Annotated in this window: 24 protein-coding genes and 1 pseudogene; 12 read left to right on the plus strand and 13 right to left on the minus strand. The window is 73.2% G+C overall.

Translation table 11 applies throughout. The features are described 5' to 3' along the window. Positions 1 to 39: 39 nt before the first annotated feature. The 6 genes from ACZ5FU_RS14560 to ACZ5FU_RS14585 all read right to left on the minus strand — a co-directional run bounded on the left by ACZ5FU_RS14560 (position 40) and on the right by ACZ5FU_RS14585 (position 4,633). Positions 40 to 879: a sulfurtransferase gene (locus tag ACZ5FU_RS14560; RefSeq protein WP_451529801.1), complete on the minus strand. Its 840-nt coding sequence runs from the start codon at positions 877 to 879 to the stop codon at positions 40 to 42. 138 nt (positions 880 to 1,017) lie between these two features. After that, complete coding sequence (locus ACZ5FU_RS14565; RefSeq protein ID WP_353850233.1) at positions 1,018 to 1,101, minus strand: Ms5788A family Cys-rich leader peptide; 84 nt, start codon at positions 1,099 to 1,101, stop codon at positions 1,018 to 1,020. A gap of 207 nt (positions 1,102 to 1,308) precedes the next feature. Beyond that, positions 1,309 to 2,043: an LmeA family phospholipid-binding protein gene (locus tag ACZ5FU_RS14570; RefSeq protein ID WP_451529802.1), complete on the minus strand. Its 735-nt coding sequence runs from the start codon at positions 2,041 to 2,043 to the stop codon at positions 1,309 to 1,311. Between the two features lie 137 nt (positions 2,044 to 2,180). Continuing rightward, entirely contained in the window at positions 2,181 to 3,485 is a 1,305-nt protein-coding gene (locus ACZ5FU_RS14575; RefSeq protein ID WP_469045391.1) for a hypothetical protein, read from the minus strand. 1 nt (position 3,486) lies between these two features. After that, positions 3,487 to 3,741 (minus strand): MoaD/ThiS family protein, encoded by a 255-nt coding sequence (locus tag ACZ5FU_RS14580; protein ID WP_451529812.1) that lies wholly within the window; start codon positions 3,739 to 3,741, stop codon positions 3,487 to 3,489. Between the two features lie 52 nt (positions 3,742 to 3,793). Then, positions 3,794 to 4,633: an alpha/beta hydrolase gene (locus ACZ5FU_RS14585; protein ID WP_469045392.1), complete on the minus strand. Its 840-nt coding sequence runs from the start codon at positions 4,631 to 4,633 to the stop codon at positions 3,794 to 3,796. Between the two features lie 174 nt (positions 4,634 to 4,807). Between ACZ5FU_RS14585 and ACZ5FU_RS14590 the strand changes: the two genes are divergently transcribed. From ACZ5FU_RS14590 to ACZ5FU_RS14620, 7 genes are all read left to right on the plus strand, one after another. Next, positions 4,808 to 5,587 (plus strand): winged helix-turn-helix transcriptional regulator, encoded by a 780-nt coding sequence (locus ACZ5FU_RS14590; RefSeq protein WP_469045393.1) that lies wholly within the window; start codon positions 4,808 to 4,810, stop codon positions 5,585 to 5,587. Positions 5,588 to 5,673: 86 nt separating this feature from the next. Continuing rightward, positions 5,674 to 6,696 carry a LacI family DNA-binding transcriptional regulator gene (locus ACZ5FU_RS14595; protein WP_451529806.1) on the plus strand — a complete coding sequence of 341 codons (1,023 nt, stop codon included), beginning with the start codon at positions 5,674 to 5,676 and terminating at the stop codon, positions 6,694 to 6,696. Between the two features lie 186 nt (positions 6,697 to 6,882). Then, on the plus strand, positions 6,883 to 8,058 hold the full coding sequence (locus tag ACZ5FU_RS14600; protein WP_469045394.1) for a S1C family serine protease: 1,176 nt from the start codon (positions 6,883 to 6,885) through the stop codon (positions 8,056 to 8,058). A gap of 30 nt (positions 8,059 to 8,088) precedes the next feature. Next, the gene (locus ACZ5FU_RS14605; RefSeq protein WP_451529808.1) at positions 8,089 to 8,298 is read left to right on the plus strand and encodes a hypothetical protein; all 210 of its coding nucleotides are present in this window, start codon (positions 8,089 to 8,091) and stop codon (positions 8,296 to 8,298) included. Positions 8,299 to 8,356: 58 nt separating this feature from the next. Continuing rightward, positions 8,357 to 9,091, plus strand: coding sequence for a response regulator transcription factor (locus ACZ5FU_RS14610; RefSeq protein WP_451529809.1), 735 nt, complete (start codon positions 8,357 to 8,359; stop codon positions 9,089 to 9,091). Next, complete coding sequence (locus ACZ5FU_RS14615) at positions 9,088 to 10,530, plus strand: HAMP domain-containing sensor histidine kinase (RefSeq protein WP_451529810.1); 1,443 nt, start codon at positions 9,088 to 9,090, stop codon at positions 10,528 to 10,530. The genes ACZ5FU_RS14610 and ACZ5FU_RS14615 overlap by 4 nt, the downstream gene beginning before the upstream one ends. 149 nt (positions 10,531 to 10,679) lie before the next feature. Beyond that, complete coding sequence (locus ACZ5FU_RS14620; protein ID WP_469045395.1) at positions 10,680 to 12,782, plus strand: pectinesterase family protein; 2,103 nt, start codon at positions 10,680 to 10,682, stop codon at positions 12,780 to 12,782. Between the two features lie 114 nt (positions 12,783 to 12,896). Here ACZ5FU_RS14620 and ACZ5FU_RS14625 read toward each other — a convergent pair. Next, positions 12,897 to 13,952: pseudogene (locus ACZ5FU_RS14625) on the minus strand (ABC transporter ATP-binding protein); the annotation flags it as partial. 10 nt (positions 13,953 to 13,962) lie between these two features. Then, positions 13,963 to 15,765 carry a bifunctional metallophosphatase/5'-nucleotidase gene (locus ACZ5FU_RS14630; RefSeq protein ID WP_451777866.1) on the minus strand — a complete coding sequence of 601 codons (1,803 nt, stop codon included), beginning with the start codon at positions 15,763 to 15,765 and terminating at the stop codon, positions 13,963 to 13,965. Between the two features lie 347 nt (positions 15,766 to 16,112). On the opposite strand from ACZ5FU_RS14630, the gene mshD reads away from it, so the two are divergent. Beyond that, positions 16,113 to 17,039 carry a mycothiol synthase gene (gene mshD, locus ACZ5FU_RS14635; RefSeq protein WP_451777863.1) on the plus strand — a complete coding sequence of 309 codons (927 nt, stop codon included), beginning with the start codon at positions 16,113 to 16,115 and terminating at the stop codon, positions 17,037 to 17,039. Positions 17,040 to 17,046: 7 nt separating this feature from the next. On the opposite strand, the gene ACZ5FU_RS14640 is transcribed toward mshD, so the two are convergent. From ACZ5FU_RS14640 to ACZ5FU_RS14660, 5 genes are all read right to left on the minus strand, one after another. After that, complete coding sequence (locus ACZ5FU_RS14640; RefSeq protein WP_469045396.1) at positions 17,047 to 17,895, minus strand: ABC transporter; 849 nt, start codon at positions 17,893 to 17,895, stop codon at positions 17,047 to 17,049. Further along, positions 17,883 to 19,436 carry an ABC transporter permease gene (locus ACZ5FU_RS14645; RefSeq protein ID WP_469045397.1) on the minus strand — a complete coding sequence of 518 codons (1,554 nt, stop codon included), beginning with the start codon at positions 19,434 to 19,436 and terminating at the stop codon, positions 17,883 to 17,885. The genes ACZ5FU_RS14640 and ACZ5FU_RS14645 overlap by 13 nt, the downstream gene beginning before the upstream one ends. Beyond that, positions 19,433 to 20,302: an ABC transporter ATP-binding protein gene (locus tag ACZ5FU_RS14650; RefSeq protein WP_468838648.1), complete on the minus strand. Its 870-nt coding sequence runs from the start codon at positions 20,300 to 20,302 to the stop codon at positions 19,433 to 19,435. The genes ACZ5FU_RS14645 and ACZ5FU_RS14650 overlap by 4 nt, the downstream gene beginning before the upstream one ends. A 47-nt stretch (positions 20,303 to 20,349) precedes the next feature. Beyond that, the gene (locus ACZ5FU_RS14655) at positions 20,350 to 21,189 is read right to left on the minus strand and encodes a cupin domain-containing protein (protein WP_451530757.1); all 840 of its coding nucleotides are present in this window, start codon (positions 21,187 to 21,189) and stop codon (positions 20,350 to 20,352) included. A 67-nt stretch (positions 21,190 to 21,256) separates the two neighbouring features. Further along, positions 21,257 to 21,805 (minus strand): RNA polymerase sigma factor, encoded by a 549-nt coding sequence (locus tag ACZ5FU_RS14660; protein ID WP_451777855.1) that lies wholly within the window; start codon positions 21,803 to 21,805, stop codon positions 21,257 to 21,259. 276 nt (positions 21,806 to 22,081) lie between these two features. On the opposite strand from ACZ5FU_RS14660, the gene ACZ5FU_RS14665 reads away from it, so the two are divergent. The 4 genes from ACZ5FU_RS14665 to ACZ5FU_RS14680 are packed head-to-tail and all read left to right on the plus strand — an operon-like array spanning position 22,082 to position 25,576. Then, entirely contained in the window at positions 22,082 to 22,603 is a 522-nt protein-coding gene (locus ACZ5FU_RS14665; protein ID WP_469045398.1) for a GntR family transcriptional regulator, read from the plus strand. Continuing rightward, positions 22,600 to 23,499, plus strand: coding sequence for an ABC transporter ATP-binding protein (locus ACZ5FU_RS14670; protein ID WP_469045399.1), 900 nt, complete (start codon positions 22,600 to 22,602; stop codon positions 23,497 to 23,499). The genes ACZ5FU_RS14665 and ACZ5FU_RS14670 overlap by 4 nt, the downstream gene beginning before the upstream one ends. After that, complete coding sequence (locus tag ACZ5FU_RS14675) at positions 23,496 to 24,593, plus strand: ABC transporter permease (RefSeq protein ID WP_469045400.1); 1,098 nt, start codon at positions 23,496 to 23,498, stop codon at positions 24,591 to 24,593. Before ACZ5FU_RS14670 ends, ACZ5FU_RS14675 begins: the two co-directional genes overlap by 4 nt. Beyond that, positions 24,590 to 25,576 carry an ABC-2 transporter permease gene (locus ACZ5FU_RS14680; RefSeq protein WP_469045401.1) on the plus strand — a complete coding sequence of 329 codons (987 nt, stop codon included), beginning with the start codon at positions 24,590 to 24,592 and terminating at the stop codon, positions 25,574 to 25,576. The genes ACZ5FU_RS14675 and ACZ5FU_RS14680 overlap by 4 nt, the downstream gene beginning before the upstream one ends. The last annotated feature ends 18 nt before the right edge of the window (positions 25,577 to 25,594 follow it).

Here is a 25,594-nt window from a genome sequence, read left to right on the forward strand (position 1 = left end):
CTCCAGAGGGGGTCTGACCAGAAGGTCGGGTCGGTCGGGTTACTTGCCGGCGCCGAGCTCGATCGGCACGCCGACGAGGGAGCCGTACTCGGTCCAGGAGCCGTCGTAGTTCCTGACGTTCTCGACGCCGAGCAGCTCGTGCAGCACGAACCAGGTCAGGGCCGAGCGCTCACCGATGCGGCACAGAGCGATGGTGTCCTTCGACAGGTCGACCTGCTCGTCCTCGTAGAGCGCCTTGAGCTCCTCGTCGGACTTGAAGGTGCCGTCGTCGTTGGCGTTCTTGGACCACGGGATGTTGCGGGAGGTCGGCACGTGGCCGGGGCGCTGCGACTGCTCCTGCGGCAGGTGCGCCGGGGCGAGCAGCTTGCCGCTGAACTCGTCGGGCGACCGGACGTCGACGATGTTCTGCTTGCCGATCGCGGCCACGACGTCGTCGCGGAAGGCGCGGATGGAGGTGTCCTGCGGCTTGGCCCGGTAGGTGGTCTCGGTGCGCTCGGGCACCTCCTCGACCAGCTCGCGGGCGTCCAGCTCCCACTTCTTGCGGCCGCCGTCGAGGAGCTTGACGCTCTCGTGGCCGTACAGCTTGAAGTACCAGTAGGCGTAGGACGCGAACCAGTTGTTGTTGCCGCCGTACAGGATCACCAGGGTGTCGTTGCCGATGCCCTTCGCCGACAGGAGCTTCTCGAAGCCCGCCTGGTCGATGAAGTCACGGCGTACCGGGTCCTGGAGGTCCTTGGTCCAGTCGATCCGGATCGCGTTCCTGATGTGGTTCTTCTCGTACGCGGACGTGTCCTCGTCGACCTCGACGATGGCGATGTCCGGGTTGTCGAGGTTGGCCTCGACCCAGTCGGCGTCGACCAGGACGTCGCTGCGGCTCATGCTTGTTCTCCTCCGGGGCAGTTGCGGCGGGGGTGTGCAGAGAAAGGAGGGTGCGCGGCCGGGGCTCGCCGGCGGCCGGCGCGAGGGCGCCCTCGACCGAGGACGCCGGGAGGCGCGGAAGGAAGGTGGCGCTTCCGCTCAGACAGGGCGACAGAGCATGGCGGCGACGCGGCACAGGTCTACTGCCCGCCGCTTCGTGAGATCCGCCTGTCGCTGCTTCATGCGGTCGATCGTAGGGACGTGAGGGCGGACGTGTCACCAGCGCTCCGCATGGTGAGACGCGATCGTCCGCATGGTGAGAAACGAAGAGCGCCCGGGCCGCCGCCGCACGGCCTCCGGGCGCTCTTCCTCGTCTGTGTCCGTCGTCACCTCTGCGGTACGGACGGCTGCGTCTCGCCTGTCGGACATTCGCCGTCCACCGCGGATCGCCTACCCCGCGAGGCGGACGTTCGAACCCTTCACCGTGATCCGCACCCCGTTCTCGGCGGCCTCGACCTTGTCGAGGCGGATGCCGCCCGGCAGGTCGTCGATCTTCTGCTCGAAGTCGGTGATGCCGCGCACCTCGTCCTCGGCGATCTTGAACGGGCCGAAGCTGGGCAGGGAGTCGGCGTGCACCCGGACGGTGTCGCCCTCGGCGGTGACCGTGCTCAGCACCGAGACGGGCCGCGGCAGCTCGACACCGCCGACGCTCGCCTCGACGGTGACCTTGATCTTGCCGTTCCCTCCGTCGGAGAGGCCGACGACCCGGGCGCTGACCAGGCCCTTCTCGGTGGGCTCGGACTTGGCGGCCTTCAGCAGCTCCGCGTAGCCGATGGACGCGGTGCCGGTGGCGCTGGCCGCGGTGGCGGAGCTGTAGTCACCGGAGAACTCGACGCCCCTCATGTTCGCCCGGAGGTCGTCGATGCGGATCTTCCGGCCGTCGGTGCCGGCGACGGCCTCGTAGTCGTCGATGCCGACCTCGACGTCGTCCAGCTCGCCGCCGACGACCTGGGTGAGGAAGGGGAAGCCCTTGATGGACACGTCCGGGGTGGCCGCGAGGTTCTCGTTCGCCCGGAGCTTGTCCGCGGCCTCGCCCTCGGCGAAGTTCACGGCGAGGCGGTCGGCGAGCACGAACAGGCCGCCCAGGACCACGACGACGACCAACAGTATTCGGAGTGCTCGCATGCGGTTGTTCCCCCACCAGGACGGCCGGACGGACGATGAGCACTCACGGTAACCCCGGGCGCGGAGGGCGGCCGGAGATTGTCGATCACCTGTGACACAGCCGGTGTGACACAGCCGACCGTCCCTCCGCGCCGGCCCTATGCCAGCGCCCGTCCCAGCAGGTACACCGCCGGTGCCGCGGCGGCCAGCGGCAGGGCGACGCCCGCCGTGAAGTGCACGAAACGCGACGGGTAGTCGTAACTCGCCACCCGGTGGCCGATCAGCGCGCAGACCGCCGCGCCCGCGCCGAGCAGCGCGCCCCTGGCGCCCAGTCCCGTCATCCCGCCGACCGCGACGCCCGCGCCCGCCGCCGCGAGCAGCGCGACGACCACCGACGCGGGCGTCGGCAGCGGCAGCGCGCGGGCCACCACCGCGACGGCGACCGCGGCGGCACCGACCGTCACCGCGTCCGGGTCGGCCCCGAGGTGGCCGGTGGCGATGATCGCCAGGGCCGCCGAGGCCACCGTCGCCATCAGGCCGTACATGCGCTCGTCGGGGTCGGCGTGCGAGCGGAGCTGGAGGACGAGACAGAGCAGGACCCAGACGCCGAGGGTGCCCAGGATCGCGGCCGGGGCGTTCTCGCGGCCGGCCGCGAGGAGTGCCGCGTCGGAGACCAGCGCGCCGAGGAAGGCCAGCGCGATGCCCTGCCGGGCCGGCCACATGCCGTTCAGCCGGAACCAGCCGGCCGCCGTGACGGCCTGGAGGACGACGAGCGGGACGACCAGCGCGTACGTGCCGACGGCCGCCGCGCCGGACAGCAGCAGCCCGAGGAGGGCGGTGAGCGCGGCGGGCTGCATGCCGGGTTCGATGATCGGCGAACGGCCTTCGAGGCGGGCGCGCTGGGCGTCGGTGACGCGCGCGTTGCCGGCCATGGTGGCGGGGCCGTAGGACGGACCGGCCCCGTCCTCGGACGCCGCCTCGGGGGCGACGGGGGCCGGGGACGCGGCGGGGGCGGCCTGCGGCCGGCCGTACGCCACCTGGCTCCCGTACGACGCCTGGTCCCCGTACGACGCCTGGTGCTGCCCCTGCGGCTCGTACGGGTGCTGACCCTGCTGGTTCTGGTGCTGGTACTGCTCCTGCTGGTACCGGCTCTGCTGCTGGTACTGCTCCTGCTGGTACCGCTCCTGCTGGTACCCGGGCGCCTGCTGCTGCCAGGCCGGGGCCTCGCCCGTCTGCGGGGGCAGGTACGCGGTCTCGGCCGGGTCCGCCGCCGGGACGGGCGGCTGCACGCTGGTCTCCCAGGTCTGGCCCTGCCACTGCTGCGTGTGCTGCAGGTGGGCCTGCGGGTCCTCGTACCCGTGCTCCTGCCGGTCCGGCCACTCCTGCTGCTGCGGGGCCTGCTGCTGGTACGGGTCGTACCCCTGCGGGTAGCGGTTCCCCTCGTACGGCTGCTGGTCGGTCATCTCACCCTCCTGCGAACGGCGGGAGCACCTCGACCGTGCCGCCGTCGGCCAGCCGTACCGTCTCGTGCCCGCGGGTGCCCACGGGGTCACCGTCGACGAGGAACGAGCACCGCAGCAGCACACGCGCGAGTTCGCCGGGGTGTCGCTCCCGCGCGGCCCGGAGCGCCTCGGCGAGGGTGTCCGCGTCGTGCGGTTCCTCGGCGACTCCGGCCGCGGCCTTGGCGGCCGCCCAGTAGCGCACCGTGACCTTCGCCATCTCGTCCCTCAGTCGGTTTCCTCGGTCGGCCTGTTGCATCGACAGGGTCAGGCTAGCCCGCCCGCGCCGCCGTCCAGGCACCGATACGGGTCAGGAGGCCGTCGGTCGCGGCGTGCTCGGCGTGGCCCATGCCCTGTTCCACCCACAGTTCACCGTGCTCGCCCGCGGCCTCGGCCAGCATGCGGGGGTGGTCGAGGGGGAAGTAGCCGTCGCGGTCGCCGTGGACCACCAGCAGCGGTGTGGGCGCGATCTTGGGGACCGCCTCCACCGGGGAGAGCGGGACCGGGTCCCAGTCGCGCCGGTGGATGCGGGTGCGCAGGCCGTAGCGGCCGACCAGGCGGCCCGCCGGACGGGTGACCAGCCAGTGCAGCCGGCGCATGGGGGCCGTGCCGCGGTAGTACCAGCGGGCGGGGGCGCTGACGGAGACCACCGCGTCCACCGTGCCGGGGTGCAGGGCCGCGTGCCGCAGCACCACCGAGCCGCCCATGGAGAAGCCGACGGTGGCCACGCGCGCGTGCCCGAGCCGGCGGGCCCAGGCGACGGCCGCGTCGAGGTCGAGCACCTCCCGGTCACCGACGGTGGAGCGGCCGCCGGAGCGTCCGTGCCCGCGGAAGGAGAAGGTGACGACGGCCCCGTACCGGGCCAGCACCGAGGCGATCCGGCGCACGTGCGGGCGGTCCGCGTCCCCGGTGAAACCGTGGGCCACGACGAACACCAGGCCACGGGAGGCCGACGCGGAGGTGTCGTATACAACCGCACCCGGTTCGTATACGGAATCGACGCAGACGCCGTCGGCCGTGGGCAGGAACGTCCGCAATGGTGCGTCCGTGCCCGTCTCGCGATGCGGACGAACGGTGGAACGTGCCCCATGACCTGCCGGACCGTTGCTCATGTGGGCTATTCTGCTGGGCAGAGGACTCGGGCAGTGAAGCCCCCGGGTCCTTTCGTGCTTTCGGAAGCGTTGTATACGAAGCGGGAAACCGCAGGTGTACGGGCCCCCGGGACGCGCAGAGCAGTGCCGCAGTGCCGCAAACGTCCTCGCAGGGACCGAGGAGGAACCAGACGTATGAGTTCTCTGCTGCTCCTGACCAACGCCCTCCAGCCGTCGACGGAGGTGCTGCCCGCGCTCGGCCTGCTGCTGCACAACGTGCGGGTGGCTCCGGCGGAGGGCCCCGCCCTCGTCGACACCCCGGGCGCCGACGTCATCCTGATCGACGGCCGCCGCGACCTCCCCCAGGTCCGCAGCCTGTGCCAGCTGCTGCGCTCCACCGGCCCCGGCTGTCCGCTCGTCCTGGTCGCCACCGAGGGCGGCCTCGCCGCCGTCACCGCCGACTGGGGCATCGACGACGTCCTGCTCGACACCGCCGGCCCGGCGGAGGTCGAGGCCCGGCTGCGCCTGGCGATGGGCCGGCAGCAGATCGTCAACGACGACTCCCCCATGGAGATCCGCAACGGCGACCTGTCGGTCGACGAGGCGACGTACTCCGCCAAGCTCAAGGGCCGGGTCCTCGACCTCACCTTCAAGGAGTTCGAGCTCCTGAAGTACCTCGCGCAGCACCCGGGCCGCGTCTTCACCCGCGCCCAGCTCCTCCAGGAGGTCTGGGGCTACGACTACTTCGGCGGCACCCGGACGGTCGACGTGCACGTACGGCGGCTGCGCGCCAAGCTCGGCCCGGAGCACGAGTCGCTGATCGGAACCGTCCGCAACGTCGGTTATCGATTCGTTACCCCGGAGAAGGTCGACCGCGCCGCCGAGGAGAGCAGGGCCGCGGCCGACCGGGCAAAGCCGGAAGATGCGGACAACGAGGTGCCCGTGGGCGCCGAGGAGGTCTCCGCGGAGGCGTAGCCGCCGTTCGGGCAGGGCGTCGCTCCCGCACCCGGAAGCCGTCCGATGCCCTGCCCGTGGCGGATCCATCCGCGTAGACTCCGCGCGTGGCCAAGGTAACCAGGGACGATGTGGCACGGCTGGCGGGGACCTCCACCGCCGTCGTCAGCTATGTCATCAACAACGGACCCCGGCCGGTCGCCCCGGCCACGCGCGAGCGCGTCCTCGCCGCCATCAAGGAGCTGGGGTACCGGCCCGACCGGGTCGCGCAGGCGATGGCGTCGCGGCGCACGGACCTCATAGGCCTGATCGTGCCGGACGCCCGCCAGCCCTTCTTCGGGGAGATGGCGCACGCGGTCGAGCAGGCCGCCTCCGAGCGCGGCAAGATGGTGCTGGTCGGCAACTCCGACTACGTCGGCGAACGCGAGGTCCACTACCTGCGCGCCTTCCTGGGCATGCGGGTCTCCGGCCTGATCCTCGTCAGCCACGCGCTGAACGACAACGCCGCCGCCGAGATCGACGCCTGGGACGCCCGTGTGGTGCTGCTCCACGAGCGGCCCGAGGCCATCGACGACGTCGCCGTCGTCACCGACGACCTGGGCGGCGCCCAGCTCGCCGTGCGCCACCTCCTGGAACACGGCTATCCGTACGTCGCCTGCGTGGGCGGCACCGCCGACACGCCCTCCGTCGGCGACCCGGTCTCCGACCACGTCGAGGGCTGGCGGCGGGCCATGGAGGAGGCCGGCCTGCCCACCGAGGGCCGGCTCTTCGAGGCCCCCTACAACCGTTACGACGCCTACAAGGTGGGGCTGGAGCTGCTGGCCGGCCCCGACCGGCCGCCGGCCGTCTTCTGCTCCACCGACGACCAGGCGATCGGCCTGCTGCGGGCGGCGCGCGAGCTGCGCATCGACGTGCCCGGCGAGCTGGGCGTGGTCGGCTTCGACGACATCAAGGAAGCCGCGCTCGCCGACCCGCCGCTGACCACGGTCGCCTCCGACCGCTCGGCGATGGCCCGCGCGGCCGTCGACCTGGTCCTCGACGACGGGCTGCGGGTCGCGGGCTCGCGCCGCGAACGGCTCAAGGTGTTCCCGTCCCGTCTGGTGGTCCGCCGCTCCTGCGGCTGCGGGTGAGCCCCGCCGCTCCCGGCCACGCCGTGTGAGGTTCCCCCGGAGCGGCCGGCCACACCGTACGAGGCTTTCCCGGGAGGAGCCCGCACCCGCGGGGGGAGCGGCCTTCACGTCGGGTCCACTAGGTTCTGCCGGGCTTCTCAGGGAGCACTCAGGCAGCTCTCATGGTCGGGCGGGAAGCTCTGTTCCATGACCGAGAGCATCCGCCGCAGCGGCGAGTACGAGAACCACGAGAACCCGTACCGGGGCGCCCCGCAGCACGCTTCCGCCCCCGTGGACCCGGAGTGGCCGCCCCCGCCGGCGCACCGGCCGGTCACGACGCAGCCCGCCGGCGCGGCCGCCGCGCCGCAGCCCGCCGGTCCGGCCGCCGGGTGGCAGACGCCGGACCGGCCCGCCGGCTCCTGGGGCGACGCCCCGGCCGGCGACGGCGGCGGAACCGCTCTCCTGGACCCCGTGACCGACGGTCCCGCGCCCGTCCGGCCGAGGAAGCGCGCGGCGCGCGGCCCGATGGCGCTGCTGGCCGCCGTGGCGATCGTCGCCGCGGCGATCGGCGGCGGCACCGCCTACGGCATCCAGGAACTGACCGGCAAGGACCAGGCGGTCGCCTCCTCCACCACCACCAGCGTGGTGCCGGCCGCCAGGACCGGTGACGTCGCCGGCATCGCCGCCGCGGTCAGCCCGAGCGTCGTCGAGGTCAACGCCACCCTCAGCGGCGGCTCGTCGACCGGCTCCGGCGTGATCATCACCGGCGACGGCGAGATCCTCACCAACAACCACGTCGTCGCCGGCGCCTCCTCGATCAAGGTGTCGACCAGCGACGGCAAGGAGTACACGGCCGAGGTCGTCGGCACCGACAGCAAGAAGGACCTGGCCCTGATCAAGCTGGAGAACGCCTCCGGCCTCAAGGCCGCCACCCTCGGCGACTCCGACGGCGTCAAGGTCGGTGACACGGTCGTGGCGATCGGCTCCCCCGAGGGCCTCACCGGCACCGTGACCAGCGGCATCGTCTCCGCCCTCGACCGGGACGTGACCGTCTCCACCGACGAGAGCCAGGGACAGCGGCAACAGCAGCAGGGCGGCGGCTGGCCGTTCGAGTTCGGCGGCCAGGAGTTCAACGGCGACACCGGTTCGTCCACCACCACGTACAAGGCGCTCCAGACGGACGCCTCCCTCAACCCCGGCAACTCCGGCGGCGCCCTGATCGACGCCGGCGGGAACATCATCGGCATCAACTCCGCGATGTACTCCGCCGCCGACGCCACCTCCTCCTCCACCGCGGGCAGCGTCGGCCTCGGCTTCGCCATCCCGATCAACACCGTCAAGGCCGACCTCGCCACGCTGCGGGCCGGCGGTTCCGACAGCTGAAACCCCCTTCCGGCGCTCAGGGAGCACGTCATGATCAAGAAGGTTCCGCACCCGGTGACCGGCGTCGGCGCGGCCGACCTCGGCCTGGCCCTCGACGTGGTGCACGCACTGCACGCCCCGACGGCACCGCCCCGGGCCCCGGAGGTCGGCGTCCCGCAGCTGATGGGCCTGCGCACCGGCGCCGCCCGCCCGCACCGCCGCAAGGTGCCGTTGAACCGGCTCACTACGATGCGAGGCTGAGAGGGCCCCGCCCCCGCCGGCACCCCGCCGCCCCACCGCACCCGAGGGAATCCACGCCATGAGTCCCGCCGAAGGCGACCGTGACACCCAGCGCATCCTGATCGTCGACGACGAGCCGGCGGTGCGCGAAGCACTCCAGCGCAGCCTCGCCTTCGAGGGTTACGACACGCAGGTCGCCGTGGACGGCGCGGACGCCCTGGAGAAGGCGACCGGCTACCGGCCCGACCTGGTCGTCCTGGACATCCAGATGCCCCGCATGGACGGCCTCACCGCCGCCCGCCGCATCCGCGGCGCCGGCGACACCACCCCGATCCTCATGCTGACCGCCCGCGACACCGTCGGCGACCGCGTCACCGGGCTCGACGCGGGCGCCGACGACTACCTGGTCAAGCCGTTCGAACTGGACGAGCTGTTCGCCCGCGTACGGGCCCTGCTGCGGCGCAGCTCCTACGCCGCGGCCGCCGGTGCGAGCACCGACGACGACGAGACCCTCACCTTCGCCGACCTGCGCATGAACCTCGCGACGCGGGAGGTGACGCGCGCCGGCCGGGCCGTCGAACTGACCCGCACCGAGTTCACCCTGCTGGAGATGTTCATGGCGCACCCGCGCCAGGTCCTCACCCGCGAGCAGATCCTCAAGGCCGTGTGGGGCTTCGACTTCGAGCCCTCGTCCAACTCCCTCGACGTGTACGTCATGTACCTGCGCCGCAAGACGGAGGCCGGCGGCGAACCCCGCCTCGTGCACACCGTGCGGGGCGTGGGATACGTGTTGCGGCAGGGCGGCGCGGAGTGAACCGGGTCGCACGGCGGCTGCGGACCCTTCCCATTCGGGCCCGGCTGTCGATGCTGGTCGCCGCCGCGGTGGCGTTCGCGGTGGCTGCGGTGTCGGTGACCTGCTGGTTCATCGTGCAGGGGAAGCTGTACGAGCAGGTCGACCGCGACCTGCAGAACGGCATGAGGGCGCCCAAGATGGAGCTCCTGAACGCCCTCAACAACTGCACGGACAGCCCGGAGGGCACCACCACCCCGTTCCGGAACAACTACATCCAGGTGGTCAAGGAGGACGGGACCGCCTGTCTCGTCCAGGACTCCATCGGCAAGGTCAAGGTCACCGGGTCCGACAGGAAGCAGATCGAGACCGGCAACACCGACGAGCTCTACTTCCGCGACGGCACGGACGCCGACGGCAACGCCGTACGGGTCATGGTCCGGCCCCTGGGCGGCACCACCACCGTCAGCGGCGACACCGGCCCCAACGTCGGCCTCATCGTCGCCGTCTCCCTCAAGAGCACCGAGAAGACCCTCAACGAGCTCGCCCTCGTCCTCCTCCTCGTCTCCGGGATCGGGGTCGTCGGCGCCGGTGCCGCGGGCCTGGCCGTCGCCCGCGCGGGTCTGCGCCCCGTGGACAAGCTGACCGAGGCCGTCGAGCACGTCGCCCGCACCGAGGACCTCGGCATCCGCATCCCCGTCGAGGACGACAGCGAGGACGAGGTGGCCCGCCTGTCCCGGTCGTTCAACTCGATGACCGCCTCGCTGGCCAGTTCCCGCGAGCTCCAGCAGCAGCTCATCGCCGACGCGGGCCACGAACTGCGCACCCCCCTCACCTCCCTGCGCACCAACATCGAGCTGTTCACCCGCAGCGAGGAGACGGGCCGGCCCCTGCCGGAGGCGGACCGCAAGGCGCTGCTCGCGTCGGTGAAGGCGCAGATGACCGAACTCGCCGCGCTCATCGGCGACCTGCAGGAGCTGTCCCGCTCGGAGGGGCAGCGGGGCGAGCGGGTGCAGGTGGTCCCGCTCCGGGACACCGTGGAGTCGGCCCTGCGCCGGGCGCGGCTGCGGGGCCCGGAGCTGACGGTCACGGCCGCGCTGGATCCCTGGTACGTGCGGGCGGAGCCGGCCACGCTGGAGCGGGCCGTGGTCAACCTCCTGGACAACGCGGTGAAGTTCAGTCCGCGGGGCGGCTCCGTCGAGGTCGCGCTCACCGAGGGCGTCCTGACCGTCCGCGACCACGGCCCCGGCATCCCGGAGGACGAACTCCCCTACGTGTTCGACCGGTTCTGGCGTTCGCCGAGCGCGAGGGCGCTCCCCGGATCGGGCCTGGGCCTGTCGATCGTCGCGCGCACGGTGCGGGAGGCCGGCGGCGAGATCGCGATCACCCGCGGAGAGGGCGACGGCACGCTGGTGACCGTACGGCTCCCCGGCGCCCCGACGCCCCCGCCCGAGCTGCCGTAGCGTCCGCGCGCCGGCGCGTCCCCCGCGTCCGCCGTCGTACTCCCCCCGTCTTCCGGCGAGTTCGGCAACCTTTCCGTCGCGAGCGGCGACCACCCGGTGACCCGCACCCCTTCCGGGTGGTCCTCCTCCCACGGAACGGAACCCCTCACATGACCGACATCGTCCGCACATCCCGGCACCGCAGGCGCAGGACCGGCATGGCTCTGGGCGTGCCGCTGGTCCTGACCGCCGCCGGCACCTTCGCCTACGGCACGGACCTCGGACTGTTCGGCGCGCAGGCGCAGGCGACCGCGTCCGCCGCCACCGCCGCCCCCGCCTGGGCGACCGCCACCGCCGACGGCTTCGCCTCGGTGAACGCGCTCGGGCAGAACGGGACGTACGGCGGCCGGGACGGCAGGACCGTCACCGTGAAGACGCTCGCCGACCTGGAGAAGTACGCGACCGCCGCCGAACCGTACGTCATCGTCGTCGCCGCGACGATCACCATGAACCCGGTCGGCAAGGAGATCAAGGTCGCCTCCGACAAGACGATCGTGGGTTCCGGCACCTCCGGGCACATCGTGGGCGGCGGCTTCTTCCTCGGCCAGGGCGTCCACAACGTGATCATCCGGAACCTGACCATCCGGGACGCGTACCAGGGCGTCTGGAACGACAAGGACCACGACTTCGACGCGATCCAGATGGACGGGGCGCACCACGTCTGGATCGACCACAACGACCTGCGGCACATGGCCGACGGGCTCATCGACGTCCGCAAGGACAGCACCTACGTCACGGTGTCCTGGAACAAGCTGAGCGACGACAACAAGGCCTTCGGCATCGGCTGGACCGAGAACGTCGTCACCGACATCACCATCCACCACAACTGGATCCGCGAGACCGAGCAGCGCAACCCCTCGACGGACAACGCCGCCCACGCGCACCTCTACAACAACTTCCTCGAGGACGTGGCCGGCACCACGATCAAGTCGTCGTACGGCAACTACTCGCGCGGCCGGACGAAGATGGTCCTGGAGAACTCCTACTTCCAGGGCATGAACAACCCGGTGACCAAGGACAGCACCGCGACGATCGTCCAGAAGGGCAACACGTTCGTCGGGACGTCGGGGCGCAACGAGAGCGGGGGCACCGCCTTCGACCCCAAGGCCTTCTACGCCTACACCCTCGACAAGACCGCCGACGTGCCCGCGCTCCTCAAGGCCGGCGCCGGGCCCCGCTCGACCATCGGCACGACGGCGGCCGCCACCACCGCGGCGGCCGCCACCACCGCGGCGGGCACCACCACCGCGGCGGCCGCCGCGACCACCCTCACCGTCGCGGCGGACGGCAGCGGCCAGTACCGCACGGTGCAGGCCGCGGTGAACGCCGTACCGGCGAACAACCCCTCCCGCGTCGTGATCGCCGTCAAGCCGGGCACGTACCGCGAACTGGTCAAGGTCCCGTCCAACAAGCCGCACGTCACCATCCAGGGCACCGGCGGCAGCCGCAAGGACACCACGATCGTCTACAACAACGCGTCGGGCACGCCCAAGCCCGGCGGGGGCACGTACGGCACCGGCGGCAGCGCCACCGTCGCCGTCGAGGCGGACGACTTCCAGGCCCGCAACCTGACCATCTCCAACGACTTCGACGAGGGCGCCCACCAGGACATCGCCGGCCAGGCGGTCGCCCTGCGCACCGCCGCCGACAAGATCTTCCTCGACGGCGTCATCGTCAGCGGCGACCAGGACACCCTGCTGGTGGACACCGCGGCCAAGGACAAGCTGGGCCGCGTCTACATGACCAACTCGTACGTCGTCGGCAACGTCGACTTCATCTTCGGCCGGGCGACGGCGGTGATCGACAAGTCGGTCATCACCCTGAAGAAGCGCTGGAACGGCACCTCGGCCGGCTACGTCACCGCCCCCAGCACCGCGGCGGGCCGCAAGGGCATCCTGATCGCCAACTCCACCGTCAACGGCGACGTCTCCGACCGCACCTTCCACCTCGGCCGCCCCTGGCACGCCGGCGGCGACGCCACCCTCGACCCGCAGACCACCGTCCGCAACACCACGCTCAGCGCGGCGATCCGGACCACCCCCTGGACCGACATGAGCGGCTTCTCCTGGAAGGACGACCGCTTCGCCGAGTACAAGAACACCGGTGCGGGCTCGGGTTCCGCGAGCGGCGACCGGCCGCAGCTGACCGACGCCCAGGCCGCGAACCAGGAGGTCGCGGACTGGCTGGGCGACTGGACGCCGACGGCTTCCTGATCCCGTCCCGGCAGCGGCCGGGGGTGGGACGGCGGACCGGGCGGCCGGCCCGCCGTCCCACCCCCGCAGCGCCGGCGCGTCCCGCACGCTTCCCGCCGGCACCGCCCGCGCACACCCCGCCAGCCGTGCGTACGTCCCGCCCCGGGCCAGCAGTTCCGCGTGCGTGCCCGCCTCCACCAGCCGTCCCCCGTCGACGACCAGAACGCGGTCTCCGGCGCGAGGCTCAGGTCATGGGTGATCAGGAGCGTCGTGCGGTGGGACATCAGGCGGCGCAGGGGGCGTACGATCCGGCGGGCGGCGACGGAGTCGAGGCCGGCCGTCGGTTCGTCGAGGACCAGGACCGGAGCGGCGCGGAGCATCGCCCGGGCGATGGTGAGGCGCTTGAGCTGACCGCCCGAGAGGACGGTCGTGCCGTGGGCGATCCGGGTGTCGTAGCCGTCGGGGAGCGCGGTGACGAAGTCGTGCGCGGCGGCGGCACGGGCGACGCGTTCGACGTCCTCGTCGGTCGCGCCGGGGCGGCCGCACCCGATGTTCTCGCGGACGGTGCCGTTCAGGATCATTATCTCCTGGGGCAGCAGGGTCACCTGTTCGCGCAGGAAGCCCAGGGACACGTCGGGGAGCGGGACGCCGTCCAGGGTGATCACTCCCGCCGAGGGGTCGTAGAAACGGGTGAGGAGTCTCGACAGGGTCGACTTCCCGGCGCCGCTCGGGCCGGTGACGAGGACCAGTTCGCCGGGGGACGCGGTGAAGCTCACCTCGTCGAGCGACCCGCGGGCCGCGCCCGGGTAGCGGAACGACACCCCGTGGAAGCCCACCCGGCCCAGCCACGCGCGGGCCTCACGGTCGAGACGCCGCGCCTCGTCGGCCTGACGGTTGTACGCCTGGGTCAGCACGACGTTCCCGAGGGACTCCTCGACCACCGAGGTGATCGCGCCGTCGGCGGCCCGTTCGTCCCGGGCGGCCTCCTCGACGCGGCCGGAGAAGCGGCGGGCGGCGAGCAGGAAGAGGGGGGGCGAGGACGAAGGTGACGAGGGCCAGGTCCCAGCGGAGCCAGAAGGCGGCGACCGCGTAGAAGACGGCGGAGAAGGCCGCCGACACCGTGCCCACGACGCCGGAGACGACCAGCTGGAGGCGGCCGCGTCGGTGACGCGGCCGCCTCTGTGGCGGGAGGACTCCCGGGTTACTGCACGATCGTGATCCGGCCCGGTGCCGGCGGAGCGATCGGCGCGGCGGCCGAGGAGTTGGCCGTCAGGTACTGCTCCAGGGCTGCCAGGTCGTCGAGGCCGACGAGGTCGTTCGTGCCCTGGCCCAGGGTGGTGAAGCCGTCACCGCCACCCGCGAGGAAGCTGTTCGTCGCGACGCGGTAGGTGGCGGCCGGGTCGACGGCGGCGCCGTTCAGCTTGATGGAGTCCGTGACGACGCGGTCGGCGCCGCTCTTCGTCAGGTCCAGGGTGTACGTCAGGTTCGCCGACGGCTGGAGGATCTTCGGCGCGCCCGCGTTCGACCCGCTCACCTGCTCCTTGAGCACCTGGACGAGCTGGGCACCGGTGAAGTCCTGCAGGTTCACGGTGTTGGCGAACGGCTGGACGGTGAAGCCCTCGGCGAAGGTGACCACGCCGTCGCCCTCGGCGCCCTTGGCGGCGTAGGTCAGACCGGCCCGCACGCCGCCGGGGTTCATCAGCGCGAGGTCCGTCTCCGCGTCCAGCTTCCTGCCGTACCAGAGCTGCGCGTCGGCGATCAGGTCGCCCATCGGGGACTCGGTGCCCGTGTTGGGGACGTCGGCGGAGACGTAGCCGATCGCGCGGTTGCCGATGGGCGCCGCCAGGGTGTTCCACTTGCCGATCAGCTCGGTCATGTCCGTCGCCTTGGGGACGGTCCGGGTGACCACGTGGTTCGCCGACTTCACCGCCGTACGGGCGATGTCCCCCGTGAAGCGGTCGTACGTCAGCGTGGTGTCCGTGTAGAGGCGGCCGAACGAGGCGGCCGAGGTCACCGTGCGCGGCTTGCCCGACGGGTCGTTGATCGTGCAGGCGTACGCGGCGTGCGTGTGCCCCGTGACCAGGGCGTCCACCGACGGCGAGACGTTCTTCGCGATGTCGACGATCGGGCCGGAGATGCCGTCGCCCGCGCCCGGCGCGTCGCAGTCGTAGTTGTAGGAGGTGGAGGCGGGCTGGCCGCCCTCGTGGATCAGCGCCACGATCGACTTCACGCCCTGGCGCTGGAGCTCCTTGGCGTACTTGTTGATCGTCTCGACCTCGTCCTTGAACTTCAGGCCCTTGACGCCCTCCGCGGAGACGATGCCCGGCGTGTCCTCCAGGGTCACGCCGATGAAGCCGATCTTGACGTCCTTCTTCTTCCAGACCCAGTACGGCTTCAGGATCGGCTTGCCGGACTTCTCGTTCAGGACGTTGGCCGCGAGGTACGGGAAGTCGGCGCCGCCGAACTCCTCGTCCGTGTAGCAGCCGTCCGTCGGGTGGCAGCCGCCCTTCTGCAGACGCGCCAGTTCCTTGGCCCCCTCGTCGAACTCGTGGTTGCCGACGGAGGTGACGTCCAGGTCCAGCTTGTTGAGCGCCTCGATGGTGGGCTCGTCGTGGAACAGGCCGGAGATCAGCGGGGAGGCGCCGACCATGTCACCGCCGGCCGCGGTGATGGAGTACTTGTTGCCCTCGCGGGCCTGGCGCAGGTGCGTGGCGAGGTACTCCACACCGCCCGCGTCGACCGTCTTCGTCGTGCCGTCGGCCTGGAGTTCGGTGACCCGGCCGGAGGAACCGCTCGGCGGCTCGAGGTTGCCGTGCAGGTCGTTGAACGACAGCAGCTGCACGTCCTGGTAACGGCTCGGCAGCGGCTTTCCGTGCCGGGCGTCGTGCGCACCCGCCGGCAGCGCGGCGGTCAGAGCGCCGACGGTGGCCAGACCGGCGGCCGCCGCGAGCAGCCCGTACGTACGGCGTCCGCGACTCGGATGCGAGTGGGAAGTGGCTGGCATGCGCCCCCCTGTGGTGTCTGCTGTGGTGTCGACGTCCTCGGGGCCGAAGGGCCCTGCGAGGCGTCTGAGCTGGTGGCCCCGTCGGGCCGCAGCCTAGAGTCAACGCGCGTAGCGCGACAGGGGGTTCATGGTTACATCCTGGTTTCCCTTTGTCTTCCGTCCGACGTCCGCGCGTCGTCCGCCCGGCCCCGCCCCTTCCGGCCCACGGCTCCCGTCGCTTCGGCGGCCCCCTTTCCCGGGCGTCCGCGCCCCCTCTCCCAGGGATGCGCGGCTCCCTTCCCCGAGGGATACGCGTCCTGTTTCCCGATGCGGCCACTTTGTCGGGCCCGCCCTTTACCCTCGTACGCATGACCAGCGACGTCCCGGCATCGGCCCCCGGCCAGCGATCCATCGAGACCCTCTCCGCGCTCTCCCCCACTCAGAGCGAGGCCGTCCTCGACCTGCTCGCGGAGGCCGCCCGCAGCGACGGCCGGCAGGCGGTGTCCGAACAGGGCCGGCTGCAACTGCGGGGCGGCCCCCGCGAGGGCGTCTCCCACCTCCTGCTCTTCATGGCCGGCGAACTCGTGGCCTACGCGCAGCTGGAGGACACCGATCCCGTCGAGGCCCCGGCCGCCGAGCTGGTCGTCCATCCCGCGCACCGCGGGCACGGGCACGGCCGGGCGCTCGGCTCCGCCCTGCTCGCCGCCTCCGGCAAACGCCTGCGGGTGTGGGCCCACGGCGGTCACGCCGCCGCCCGGCACCTCGCCCAGGTGCTCGGCCTGTCGTTGTTCCGCGAACTGCGCCAGATGCGAAGGCCGTTGACCGACCTCGACCTGCCCGAGCCGGTGCTCCCCGAGGGGGTGACCGTCCGGGCCTTCGTCCCCGGACAGGACGACGGCGCCTGGCTGGCCGTCAACGCCGCCGCCTTCGCCCACCATCCCGAGCAGGGCTCCCTCACCCAGCGCGACCTCGACGACCGCAAGGACCAGCCCTGGTTCGACCCCGCCGGCTTCTTCCTCGCCCTGCGCGGGGACCGGCTCGTCGGCTTCCACTGGACGAAGGTCCACGCCGAGGAGGGCCTCGGCGAGGTGTACGTCCTGGGCGTCGCCCCCGGCGCGCAGGGCGGCGGCCTCGGCAAGTCCCTGACCACGATCGGCCTGCGGCATCTCGCGGCCCAGCGACTGCCCACCGCCATGCTCTACGTCGACGCGGACAACAAGGCGGCGGTGTCGGTGTACGAACGGCTGGGGTTCGTCACGTACGAGACGGACCTGATGTACCGCACGGAGACCTGAGCGCCCCTCATCCCCGCCCGGTGAGGCCGCCGGCGGCCGGCGTCGGGCGCACCGGGCGGCGTCTCAGCGGTTCGGGTGTGCACAGTGCCGTCGACGCCAGCGTCAGCACGAGGAGCACCGCCCACCGCACGTGGGTCTCCTCCCACCATCGGTGACCGGGCAGGGTCAGCAGTCCCCACCGTGCCGGGACGAGCACCGCCACCGCCGCCAGCGCGCCGAGCCGTACCACCACCTCCTTCCCCACCTGCGCGCCGTCCGTGAAACGCACGGTGACGGTCGCCAGGGCGACGGCACAGGCGGCCGTGGCGAGGGCCTCCAGGGTGACCGGTCCCAGGGGCGGGCGGGTCGGCCCGGGCAGCAGGAGCAGGGCCGTCGTCCACCACAGGGCCGTCAGCGGCAGGATCATCGCCAGGCGCAGGCCGGCGCGGAGGGGGCGGCCGAGCGGGCTGGCGGCGGTGGTGTGCCGGGCCGGGTCGTCGAGCAGGAAGGCCAGGCCCATCCCGCCGGTCAGCGCGGTCAGCCGCAGCACCACCAGTCCCCAGGCCGCCCCCGGTGCCTGGTCCGGGAGCCGCGTGCTCGCCGCGAGCAGCAGTCCCGAGCCGGCCGTCGCCGTCAGCGCCGCCCAGGGCAGGGACCGCCACACCGGCGGGGCGAGGAACCTGAGCAGGGTGCGGAGGCGGAGGACCGGACCACGCCCGACGGGGGGCGTCGGACCGGGGACGGAATCACCGGAGCGGCCGGGGACGGAGTGTCCCGAGCGACCGGGGGCAGGATGGCCCGAGCGGCCGGGGGCGGGATGGCCCGAGCTGTCGGGGGCGGGGTTCTCCGCCTCGTCCGCGTCTTCTACTCGCCGCACGGCTCCCCCTCCCGCGGCGCCGGGACGCCCAGCAGTTTCGCCGCTTCGGGCGTCGAGGTCCGCGCGGACGTCAGTTCCGGCCAGTGCGCCTTGACCCGTGCGGTGATCTCCGCCCGGGGCCGGGCGAGCATGTCACCGATGACCTCCGTCTGGCGGGACGTCAGGCTCAGCCCGTTCGTGGGGGCCAGGACCTCTCCGGAGCCGGTGGTGCTGTCGTCCAGCCGCACGTCGGCGAACGTGGCCATCGGGGTGGGGTCGGTGCCCAGCACCAGCCACATGATCGTCACCGCGCGGGCGTCGCACATGTCCCGGGTGGTGGCGTCCTCCGTGCCCGCCACGAGGACGGTGGCGGCCCCCACCGCGAACTCGGGGACACGGTTGCCGCCCCAGCGGGTGCCGACCGTCACCTGGCCCGGAGTGGTGGAAGGGGTCAGCGCGGAGTCGCTCTCGATGCCGCCTTCGGTGTCGATGCGCTGGCGGACCGTCAAAGGCGTCGTCGCCGCGCTGCCGCCGGCCGCGGACCGGATCCGGTCGACGACCGCCGCCCAGTCGTCCCGCACCCCCTCCCACTCGGGGAAGGAGCAGTAGGTCGACCCGCCGAGCTCCGTGCACGACTGGACCTTCTGCGGAGTCGTGGACGCCGTCCTGCGTGCCGTCTCCAGGGCGTCGGTGTCACGCGTGAACTGGCCGACCGCGCCGGCCGCGGTGACCGCGAGGGCGAGGGCGGTCGCCGTCCCGACCGCGCGGGTGCGGCCGCCCGCCAGCAGCAGGGCCGCGCAGGCCGGCACGGCGCACAGGCCCAGCAGATAGAACGCGTGCCAGGCGGCCGGGCGGCCCAGGAGGTCGCTGGGGACCGGGTCGCCGCCGGAGGTCCCGGAGAAGACCATGAGGGAGAACCAGCCCGTCCCCGGCTCGTGCGACTCGGTGGCGCCGGTGGCGAGGACCATGAGCAGGTACGCGACGACCACGAAGAGCATGGGCGCGAAGGACGTGGGCACGAGCCGTGCCAGCAGGACGCCGATGATCCCCGCCATCAGGACGACCAGCGGCCCGACGGCCAGTTCGGCGACGGAGCCGTGGCCGATCGCGCCGGGCTTCAGCGCTTCCCAGGTGAACTCGGCCGCGACGACGGCCGCGGTGAGCGCCGCGAACGGCACCGCGGACAGGACGTGCGCGAGGACCCGCCGCCAGGTCTCCATCGGCACGGCCTCGAACTGCTGGGCCGTGCCGTGCTTGCGGGACCGCAGGGCGGCGGCGTTGGTGCAGACGAGCAGGGCGACGGCGAGGAGCAGGGGGGACGTCTGGGTGTCGCGGTCGACCGTGTTGAGGACGGGGTAGTCGCTCATGCCGTCCTGGAACGTCAGCCGTGCGACGGTGAAGCCGACGTACAGGAAAAGGAAGAGCAGTATCTGCACCTGATGGAGAAGTTCGCGGGCCTCGAAGCGGGCCAGGGCGAGCACGGCACCGGTGCGGCGGCCGGGTCCCGGTGGCTCCGGGAACGCGGGGGCGGACTCCCGCACCGTCGTGATCGTGGTGCTCATGCGGTCACCGTCCGGTCGTCGCTGTCGAGGGCGAGCAGATAGCCGTCCTCCAGGGTGGGTTCGAGAAGGTCGGCGCCCCGCGGCGGGTCCCCGACGTTGCGGAAGGCACCGGTGCCGGTGCGCCAGCCGGCCAGGGCGGCGGGGTCCCGCTCCGAGCTGCTCCAGACCCGGCCGGCCGCGCGGGCGGTCAGCTCCGCCGGCGTGCCCTCGAAGCGGACGCGCCCCCGGGCGAGGACCACGACCCGGTGGCAGAGCATCGCCACGTCCTCGGTCTGGTGGGTGGACAGCAGGACCGTGCGCGCCTCGCCGGCCTCCGCGATCAGCCCGCGGAAGCGCATGCGCTGCTCGGGGTCGAGGCCGACGGTCGGCTCGTCCAGGACGAGGAAGCCGGGGTCGCCGACGAGCGCGGCGGCCAGCGCCACGCGCTGCCGCATCCCGCCGGACAGCCGCTTGATCCGCTTGCCCCGCACGTCGGCGAGGTCGACGGCGTCCAGTACGCGCCGCACCTCGCGGAGCCGGGCGGTGCGGTCGGTCAGTTCCTTCAGGATCGCCACGTAGTCGACGAACTCGAAGGCCGTGAAGTCGGGGTGGAAGCCGGGTGTCTGCGGCAGGTAGCCGAGCGTGCGGCGCAGGGCCAGGCGGCCGGCCGACGTGCCGGGGTCGTGGCCCAGGGCGGTGAACTCGCCCCGGTCCGGCGGCAGAGCCGTGGCCAGCACCCGCAACAGCGTGGTCTTACCGGCGCCGTTGGGGCCGAGCAGGCCGGTCACGCCCCGTGTCAGACGCAGCGAGACGCCGTCCAGGGCGTGGGTGCCGCCGTAGCGCAGGGACAGGCCGGTGGCCGTCACGGTGGTGGGCGGGGTGGTCATGCGGGGCTCCTGGGATTCCGGTCGGTGGGCGGGGGCGGGCGCGGGCGTCATGCGGCGCCGCCGTCGGGGAAGCCGCCCACGGGACGCGCGTCGAAGCGGTCCCGGGTCTGGTAGAGCAGCACGGTGGCGAGAGCCGCGACGGCCGCCGCGGCCGACTGCCCGGCCGCCGTGAAGGGCACGAGCGTGGTGGAGTGCGCCTGCGACGGCACCACCACCAGCAGCGTCAGCCAGGCCCCGCCGACCAGGGCGGGCGCGAGGACCGGGCCGAGCCGGGGGGTCAGCGCCAGTCCGGTCGCGGTCAGGGCGAGCGCGGGCAGCAGCCAGGCCAGGGCCAGCAGCCCGTATCCCGGCAGGGCGAGGGTGGCCAGACCGTTGAAGGCGAGGCCCGCGAACAGCACCGCGACCGTCCGGATCATCAGCAGGCGGAAACCGTGCATCGGGGCGACGAGGGCCATCTCGTACGACGGGTCGAGGGCCGGTCCGTAGGACAGGGCGACCCCGCCGAGCGGGAGCAGCGGGGCGAGGGCGAGGAACAGCCCGGGCCGGTCCACCAGGTGAACCGCCAGCACGGTCGTGGCCAGCAGGAACATCACCGCCAGCAGCCACGACCGGCGCAGCACCGGGGTGGCCGTCAGCAGCCGGGCGGTGTGGTCGGCCGCCCCGAGCCGCACCAGCAGCCGCTCGACCGGGCCCCGCCGCGGCGCGTCCAGTTCGGCGTCCAGCCGCTCCCAGCCGGCGTCCAGCGCGACCGGGTCGACCACCCCCGCGAGCCGGGACCGGCACGGGGCGCACCCCTCGAGATGGGTGTCGGCGGACCACAGCAGGGGCGCCACCAGCTCGCCCCGCGCATAGGCGCGCAGGTCCTCTTCCGGTACGTGCCACGTCATGCCAGGGCCTCCTTCAGTCTGTCGGCCTCCGCGCGTGCGCGCAGGCGCCCTTCCGTCGTGTGCCGCCTCATGCCAGCGCCTCCCGCAGTTGCTTGCGGGCCCGCTGGGCCCGCGTCTTGACCGTGCCCGCGGGGATGCCGAGCAGGACGGCGGCCTCCCGGGTGGTGAGTCCGTCGACGACGGTGGCCTGGAGGACCGCCCGCAGCTCCGGGGAGAGGCGGGTGAGGGCACCGGCGAGGTCCCCGTGCTCCACCCCCGCGAGCACGCGCTCCTCCGCGGAGACCTCGTCGCGGTGGCGCAGCCGGGCCAGGGCCTGGCGCATCCGCCCCCGCGCGCCGTCGCCGCGCACGGCGTCGACGAGACGGCGGGCACCGATGCGCCACAGCCAGCCGGCCGCGTCCTCGGAGTGACCCTCCCGGAAACGGGCGGTGCCGCGCCACACCGCGAGGAACGTCTCCTGGACGACGTCGTCGACTATCGCGGCATCGGCGCAACGGCTGCGCATGCGCGCGGTCAGCCACGGCGCGTACCGCCGGTACAGCTCCTCGAAGGCGTGACGGTCCCCGTCCGCCGCGATGGCCCGCAGCAGCTCCCCGTCGCTTCTCGTTTCGCTCACATCCCCTCATCGGACGGGCCCCGCCGATCGGTTCACGATCCGGCACCCGATTTTTTTCCGCCCGCCTCCGCGGCTCTCCTCACCCGCCTCCGCGGCCCTTCCCGGCCCCCGCCCAGGCCCTCCGCGGCCCTTCCCGGCTCCTCCCCGCCCTCTCGCCCCACCCCCCTCCCCCGCCTCTCGCGCCCCTCTCCCACCCCTCTCCACGTCCTCCGCTTGACTTGTTCCCCTCGCTCCACCACCCTTTCACTACTCAATTAGTGAAAGGGTGGTTGGCGCGTGGTGGAGTACCGCATCGACCGGCACAGCGGCGTGGCCACCTACGTCCAGATCGTCCAGCAGACCAAACAGGCCCTGCGTCTCGGCATGCTGCGCCCCGGCGACAAGCTGCCGACGGCCCGCGAGGTCGTCGAGGCCACCGCCATCAACCCCAACACCGTGCTGAAGGCCTACCGCGAGCTGGAACGCGACGGACTCGTCGAGGCCCGGCGCGGCCTGGGCACCTTCGTCCGGCGCGGGCTGAGCACCGCCCCCGCCGACTCGCCCCTGCGCACCGAGCTGGACGGGTGGGCCGTCCGGGCCCGCGAGGCCGGCCTCGACCGGGACGACGTGAGCGCGCTCTTCACCGCCGTACTGGACGAGCACTTCACGGACGGCCACGGGCAGGCGGACACCGCCCGGCGGCCCGGCGCCGACCGCACCGGCCCCACGAACCGCACCGAACCCACGGATCAGACCGACCACACCGACCACACCGACCGCACGACCCGTCACGAGCACTCCCAGGGGGACCCTTCATGACCGACACCGCCATGGCGGCAGCAGCGCTCGGCAAGCGCTTCGGCCGGCGCGGCAGCTGGGCGCTGCGCGACTGCGCGTTCCGGCTGCCCGCCGGACGCGTCTGCGCCGTCGTCGGGCCCAACGGAGCGGGCAAGTCCACGCTCCTCGCCCTCGCCGCCGGCCTGCTGGCCCCCTCCGAGGGTTCGGTCACCGTCCTCGGCACGGACCCGGCGTCCGCACGCGCGCGTGTCGGCTACGTCGCCCAGGACAAGCCGCTGTACCCGCAGCTCACGGTCGCCGAGACGCTGTCGGTGGGAGCCGACCTCAACCCGGCGCGCTGGGACGCGGCGGCCGCCGAGCGGATCGTCTCCGCGGGCGGGCTGGACCCCGCCTCGCGCGTCCGCTCGCTCTCCGGCGGTCAGCGCACCCGTGTCGCGCTCGCCCTGGCGCTCGGCAAGCGGCCGGAACTGCTCCTCCTGGACGAGCCGATGGCCGACCTCGACCCCCTGGCCCGGCACGAGCTGATGGGCACCCTGATGGCGCAGGCCGCGCAGCACGGCACCACGATCGTGATGTCCTCGCACGTGGTCGCCGAGCTGGAGGACTCCTGCGACCACCTGCTGCTCGTCGGGGACGGCCGGATCCGTCTGGCGGGCGGGATCGACGAACTGCTGGCCGCCCACGCGCGCGTGATCGCACCCGCGGAGGCCGCGGGGAACGGCGACCTCGCCGCGCACACGGTCGTCGAGTCCCGCGTCACCGGCCGCCAGCTCACCGCCCTCCTGCGCCCCTCGGGCCCGCTCGCCCCCGACTGGCGGCCCACGGCACCGTCCCTGGAGGACCTCGTCCTCGCCCACCTCCGCAACCCCCAGGCGGCCCCCCTCGTCCCCGCCCACCCGGAGGAGACCGCCGTATGAGCCCCACGCCCGCCCCCACCCCTGCCGTCGCCCCGGCCCCGCCCGGCGCCGAACGCCCCGCTCCCGCTCCCGCTCCCCGCACGCTGCCGTGGCTGCTGCGTCTGCACCGCCCCGGGCTGCTCGTCTGGGCCGCTGTCGTCGCCGTCCTCGCCCTGGCCCAGCTCGCGTTGTGGGGTCCGCTCGGCGACGCGGCCGCCGACGGCTGGCGGCAGTACCGCGCGTGCGTCGGCGACGGACCGTGCGGCTACGACCAGGACGCGATCATCCGGTACCGGGACGTGTACACGTACACGACGTTCGCCGTGGGCGCGCTGCCGTTCCTCGTCGCCGCCTGGGCGGGCGCCGCCCTCGTCGGCCGCGAGCTGGAGAACGGCACCGCCCACCTCGCCTGGACGACGGGGCTCTCCCCGACCCGCTGGCTGGCCGCCAAACTCGCCGCCCCCGCCGTCCTGACCGTCCTCGGCACCGGCCCGCTGGTGCTGCTGCACCACCTGGCCTGGTCGGCGAACCGGCACCGCATCGACACCTCCAAGGCCTGGTACGACTCCCCCACCCTGCACGCCAACGGCCCCACCACGGTCGCCCTCGCGCTGGCCGGACTCGCCGCCGGCACCCTCGCGGGCCTGCTGTGGCGCCGTGCGCTGCCCGCGCTGGCCTGCGGACTGGGTCTCACCGTCGTACTGCGGTTCGCGGCCGACCTGGTCATGCCGCACCTGTGGCCGGCCGTCACCTGGGGCACCGGCTTCGACACCGGTCCCGTCATGGAGGGCGTCCGGGTCGGTTCGGGCCTGGTCACCGCCGGCGGCGCGCACCTCGCCGACCCGGGGTGCGGGCCGACGTTCGTCGAGGACTGCGGCGAGGTGTACGCCCGGCTCGACGCCACCGGCTTCTTTACGGAGTACCACCCCGAGTCCCACTACTGGCCTCTCCAACTGACCACGACCGCCCTCCTCCTGGCCGTCGCCGCCGGCCTCGTCCTCGCCGCGTTCGTCCTGCTCAGGCGGTCCACGGCCACGCCGCGCACCCGGACCCGCACCCCGGCGGGCGCCCCGGCGGACACGCCTGCCCGCGTCCGTGAGGGGGCCACCGCATGACCGTCGTCGCCACCGCGCGCGCCGGACGGGAGGCCGGCGGCACCCGCTGGGGCGTCGCCCGCACCGTCCTGCGGCTGCACCGCACCGCCCTGCTCGTCTGGGGACTGGCGGTGCTGGGCCTGACGGGCTGGCTGGTGTGGCTCACCGAGGTCACCGCCGACGAGGCGCGCGCCCAGCAGGAGGCGTGCGACCGCGCGGCCCGGGACTGGTGCGACATGACCGCCGGCGTCCTCGGCTTCAGCGCGCCGATGGACGGGATCGCCGTCCTGACCGCCCACGCCTTCGTCGTGGTCGCCGCCTTCGCGGGCGGCGCGCTGATCGGCCGCGAACTGGAGCACGGCACCGCCCGTCTTGCCTGGTCGCAGGGCATCACCCCCGTCCGCTGGCTGGCCGCCGGGCTCACCTGCGCCGCCCTCGCCGTGACCCTCGGCGTCACCGTCCTGGTGCTGGTGTTCCGCTGGGCCCGGGAACCCCACCAGGACCTGCTCGACACCGGGTGGACGGACGGCGGTGTGTTCGTGGCCCTCGGCCCGGCCGCCGTCGCCCACGCGCTGTGCGCCCTCGCCCTGGGCACCCTCACCGCGTTGCTGCTGCGCCGCGCCCTGCCCGCCCTGACCGTCTCCGTCGGTCTGACCTGGCTGCTCGCCCTGGTCCTGGCGCACTTCCGCGCCTCCCTGTGGCCGACCCTGACCCGGACCTCGGCGACCGCGGAGACCGACCTCCCCGACAACGCCTGGCAGGTGGGCCAGGGGGCGCTGGTCCACGGCAGCCCCGCCCCGGACGTGGACCCCTGGAGCTGCGACGGCACCGCCGCGCAGACCCGGCGCTGCCTGGACGACCTGGGCGTCACCGGCTCCTACGTCACGTACCACCCCGCGTCCCACTTCTGGCCGCTCCACCTGGTCGAGACCGGCGTCCTCCTGGCCGTCGCCGCGGCGGCCACCGCCGTGTCCTTCCGCCTCCTGCGCCGCCGCACGGGCTGACCCGCCCGACGGCTCCGC

It is taken from the genome of Streptomyces sp. NPDC031554 (assembly GCF_055580685.1).

What these genes read in the sequence shown, in the direction of transcription:
- ACZ5FU_RS14570 (WP_451529802.1), bottom strand. Translation starts at nt 2,043, where the DNA reads ATGCGAGCACTCCGAATACTGTTGGTCGTCGTCGTGGTCCTGGGCGGC.
- ACZ5FU_RS14565 (WP_353850233.1), bottom strand. Translation starts at nt 1,101, where the DNA reads ATGAAGCAGCGACAGGCGGATCTCACGAAGCGGCGGGCAGTAGACCTG.
- ACZ5FU_RS14650 (WP_468838648.1), bottom strand. Translation starts at nt 20,302, where the DNA reads ATGACCACCCCGCCCACCACCGTGACGGCCACCGGCCTGTCCCTGCGC.
- ACZ5FU_RS14610 (WP_451529809.1), top strand. Translation starts at nt 8,357, where the DNA reads ATGAGTCCCGCCGAAGGCGACCGTGACACCCAGCGCATCCTGATCGTC.
- ACZ5FU_RS14675 (WP_469045400.1), top strand. Translation starts at nt 23,496, where the DNA reads ATGAGCCCCACGCCCGCCCCCACCCCTGCCGTCGCCCCGGCCCCGCCC.
- ACZ5FU_RS14560 (WP_451529801.1), bottom strand. Translation starts at nt 879, where the DNA reads ATGAGCCGCAGCGACGTCCTGGTCGACGCCGACTGGGTCGAGGCCAAC.
- ACZ5FU_RS14645 (WP_469045397.1), bottom strand. Translation starts at nt 19,436, where the DNA reads ATGAGCACCACGATCACGACGGTGCGGGAGTCCGCCCCCGCGTTCCCG.
- ACZ5FU_RS14680 (WP_469045401.1), top strand. Translation starts at nt 24,590, where the DNA reads ATGACCGTCGTCGCCACCGCGCGCGCCGGACGGGAGGCCGGCGGCACC.
- ACZ5FU_RS14575 (WP_469045391.1), bottom strand. Translation starts at nt 3,485, where the DNA reads ATGACCGACCAGCAGCCGTACGAGGGGAACCGCTACCCGCAGGGGTAC.
- ACZ5FU_RS14630 (WP_451777866.1), bottom strand. Translation starts at nt 15,765, where the DNA reads ATGCCAGCCACTTCCCACTCGCATCCGAGTCGCGGACGCCGTACGTAC.
- ACZ5FU_RS14600 (WP_469045394.1), top strand. Translation starts at nt 6,883, where the DNA reads ATGACCGAGAGCATCCGCCGCAGCGGCGAGTACGAGAACCACGAGAAC.
- ACZ5FU_RS14670 (WP_469045399.1), top strand. Translation starts at nt 22,600, where the DNA reads ATGACCGACACCGCCATGGCGGCAGCAGCGCTCGGCAAGCGCTTCGGC.
- ACZ5FU_RS14655 (WP_451530757.1), bottom strand. Translation starts at nt 21,189, where the DNA reads ATGACGTGGCACGTACCGGAAGAGGACCTGCGCGCCTATGCGCGGGGC.
- ACZ5FU_RS14585 (WP_469045392.1), bottom strand. Translation starts at nt 4,633, where the DNA reads ATGAGCAACGGTCCGGCAGGTCATGGGGCACGTTCCACCGTTCGTCCG.
- ACZ5FU_RS14590 (WP_469045393.1), top strand. Translation starts at nt 4,808, where the DNA reads ATGAGTTCTCTGCTGCTCCTGACCAACGCCCTCCAGCCGTCGACGGAG.
- ACZ5FU_RS14580 (WP_451529812.1), bottom strand. Translation starts at nt 3,741, where the DNA reads ATGGCGAAGGTCACGGTGCGCTACTGGGCGGCCGCCAAGGCCGCGGCC.
- ACZ5FU_RS14605 (WP_451529808.1), top strand. Translation starts at nt 8,089, where the DNA reads ATGATCAAGAAGGTTCCGCACCCGGTGACCGGCGTCGGCGCGGCCGAC.
- mshD (WP_451777863.1), top strand. Translation starts at nt 16,113, where the DNA reads ATGACCAGCGACGTCCCGGCATCGGCCCCCGGCCAGCGATCCATCGAG.
- ACZ5FU_RS14620 (WP_469045395.1), top strand. Translation starts at nt 10,680, where the DNA reads ATGACCGACATCGTCCGCACATCCCGGCACCGCAGGCGCAGGACCGGC.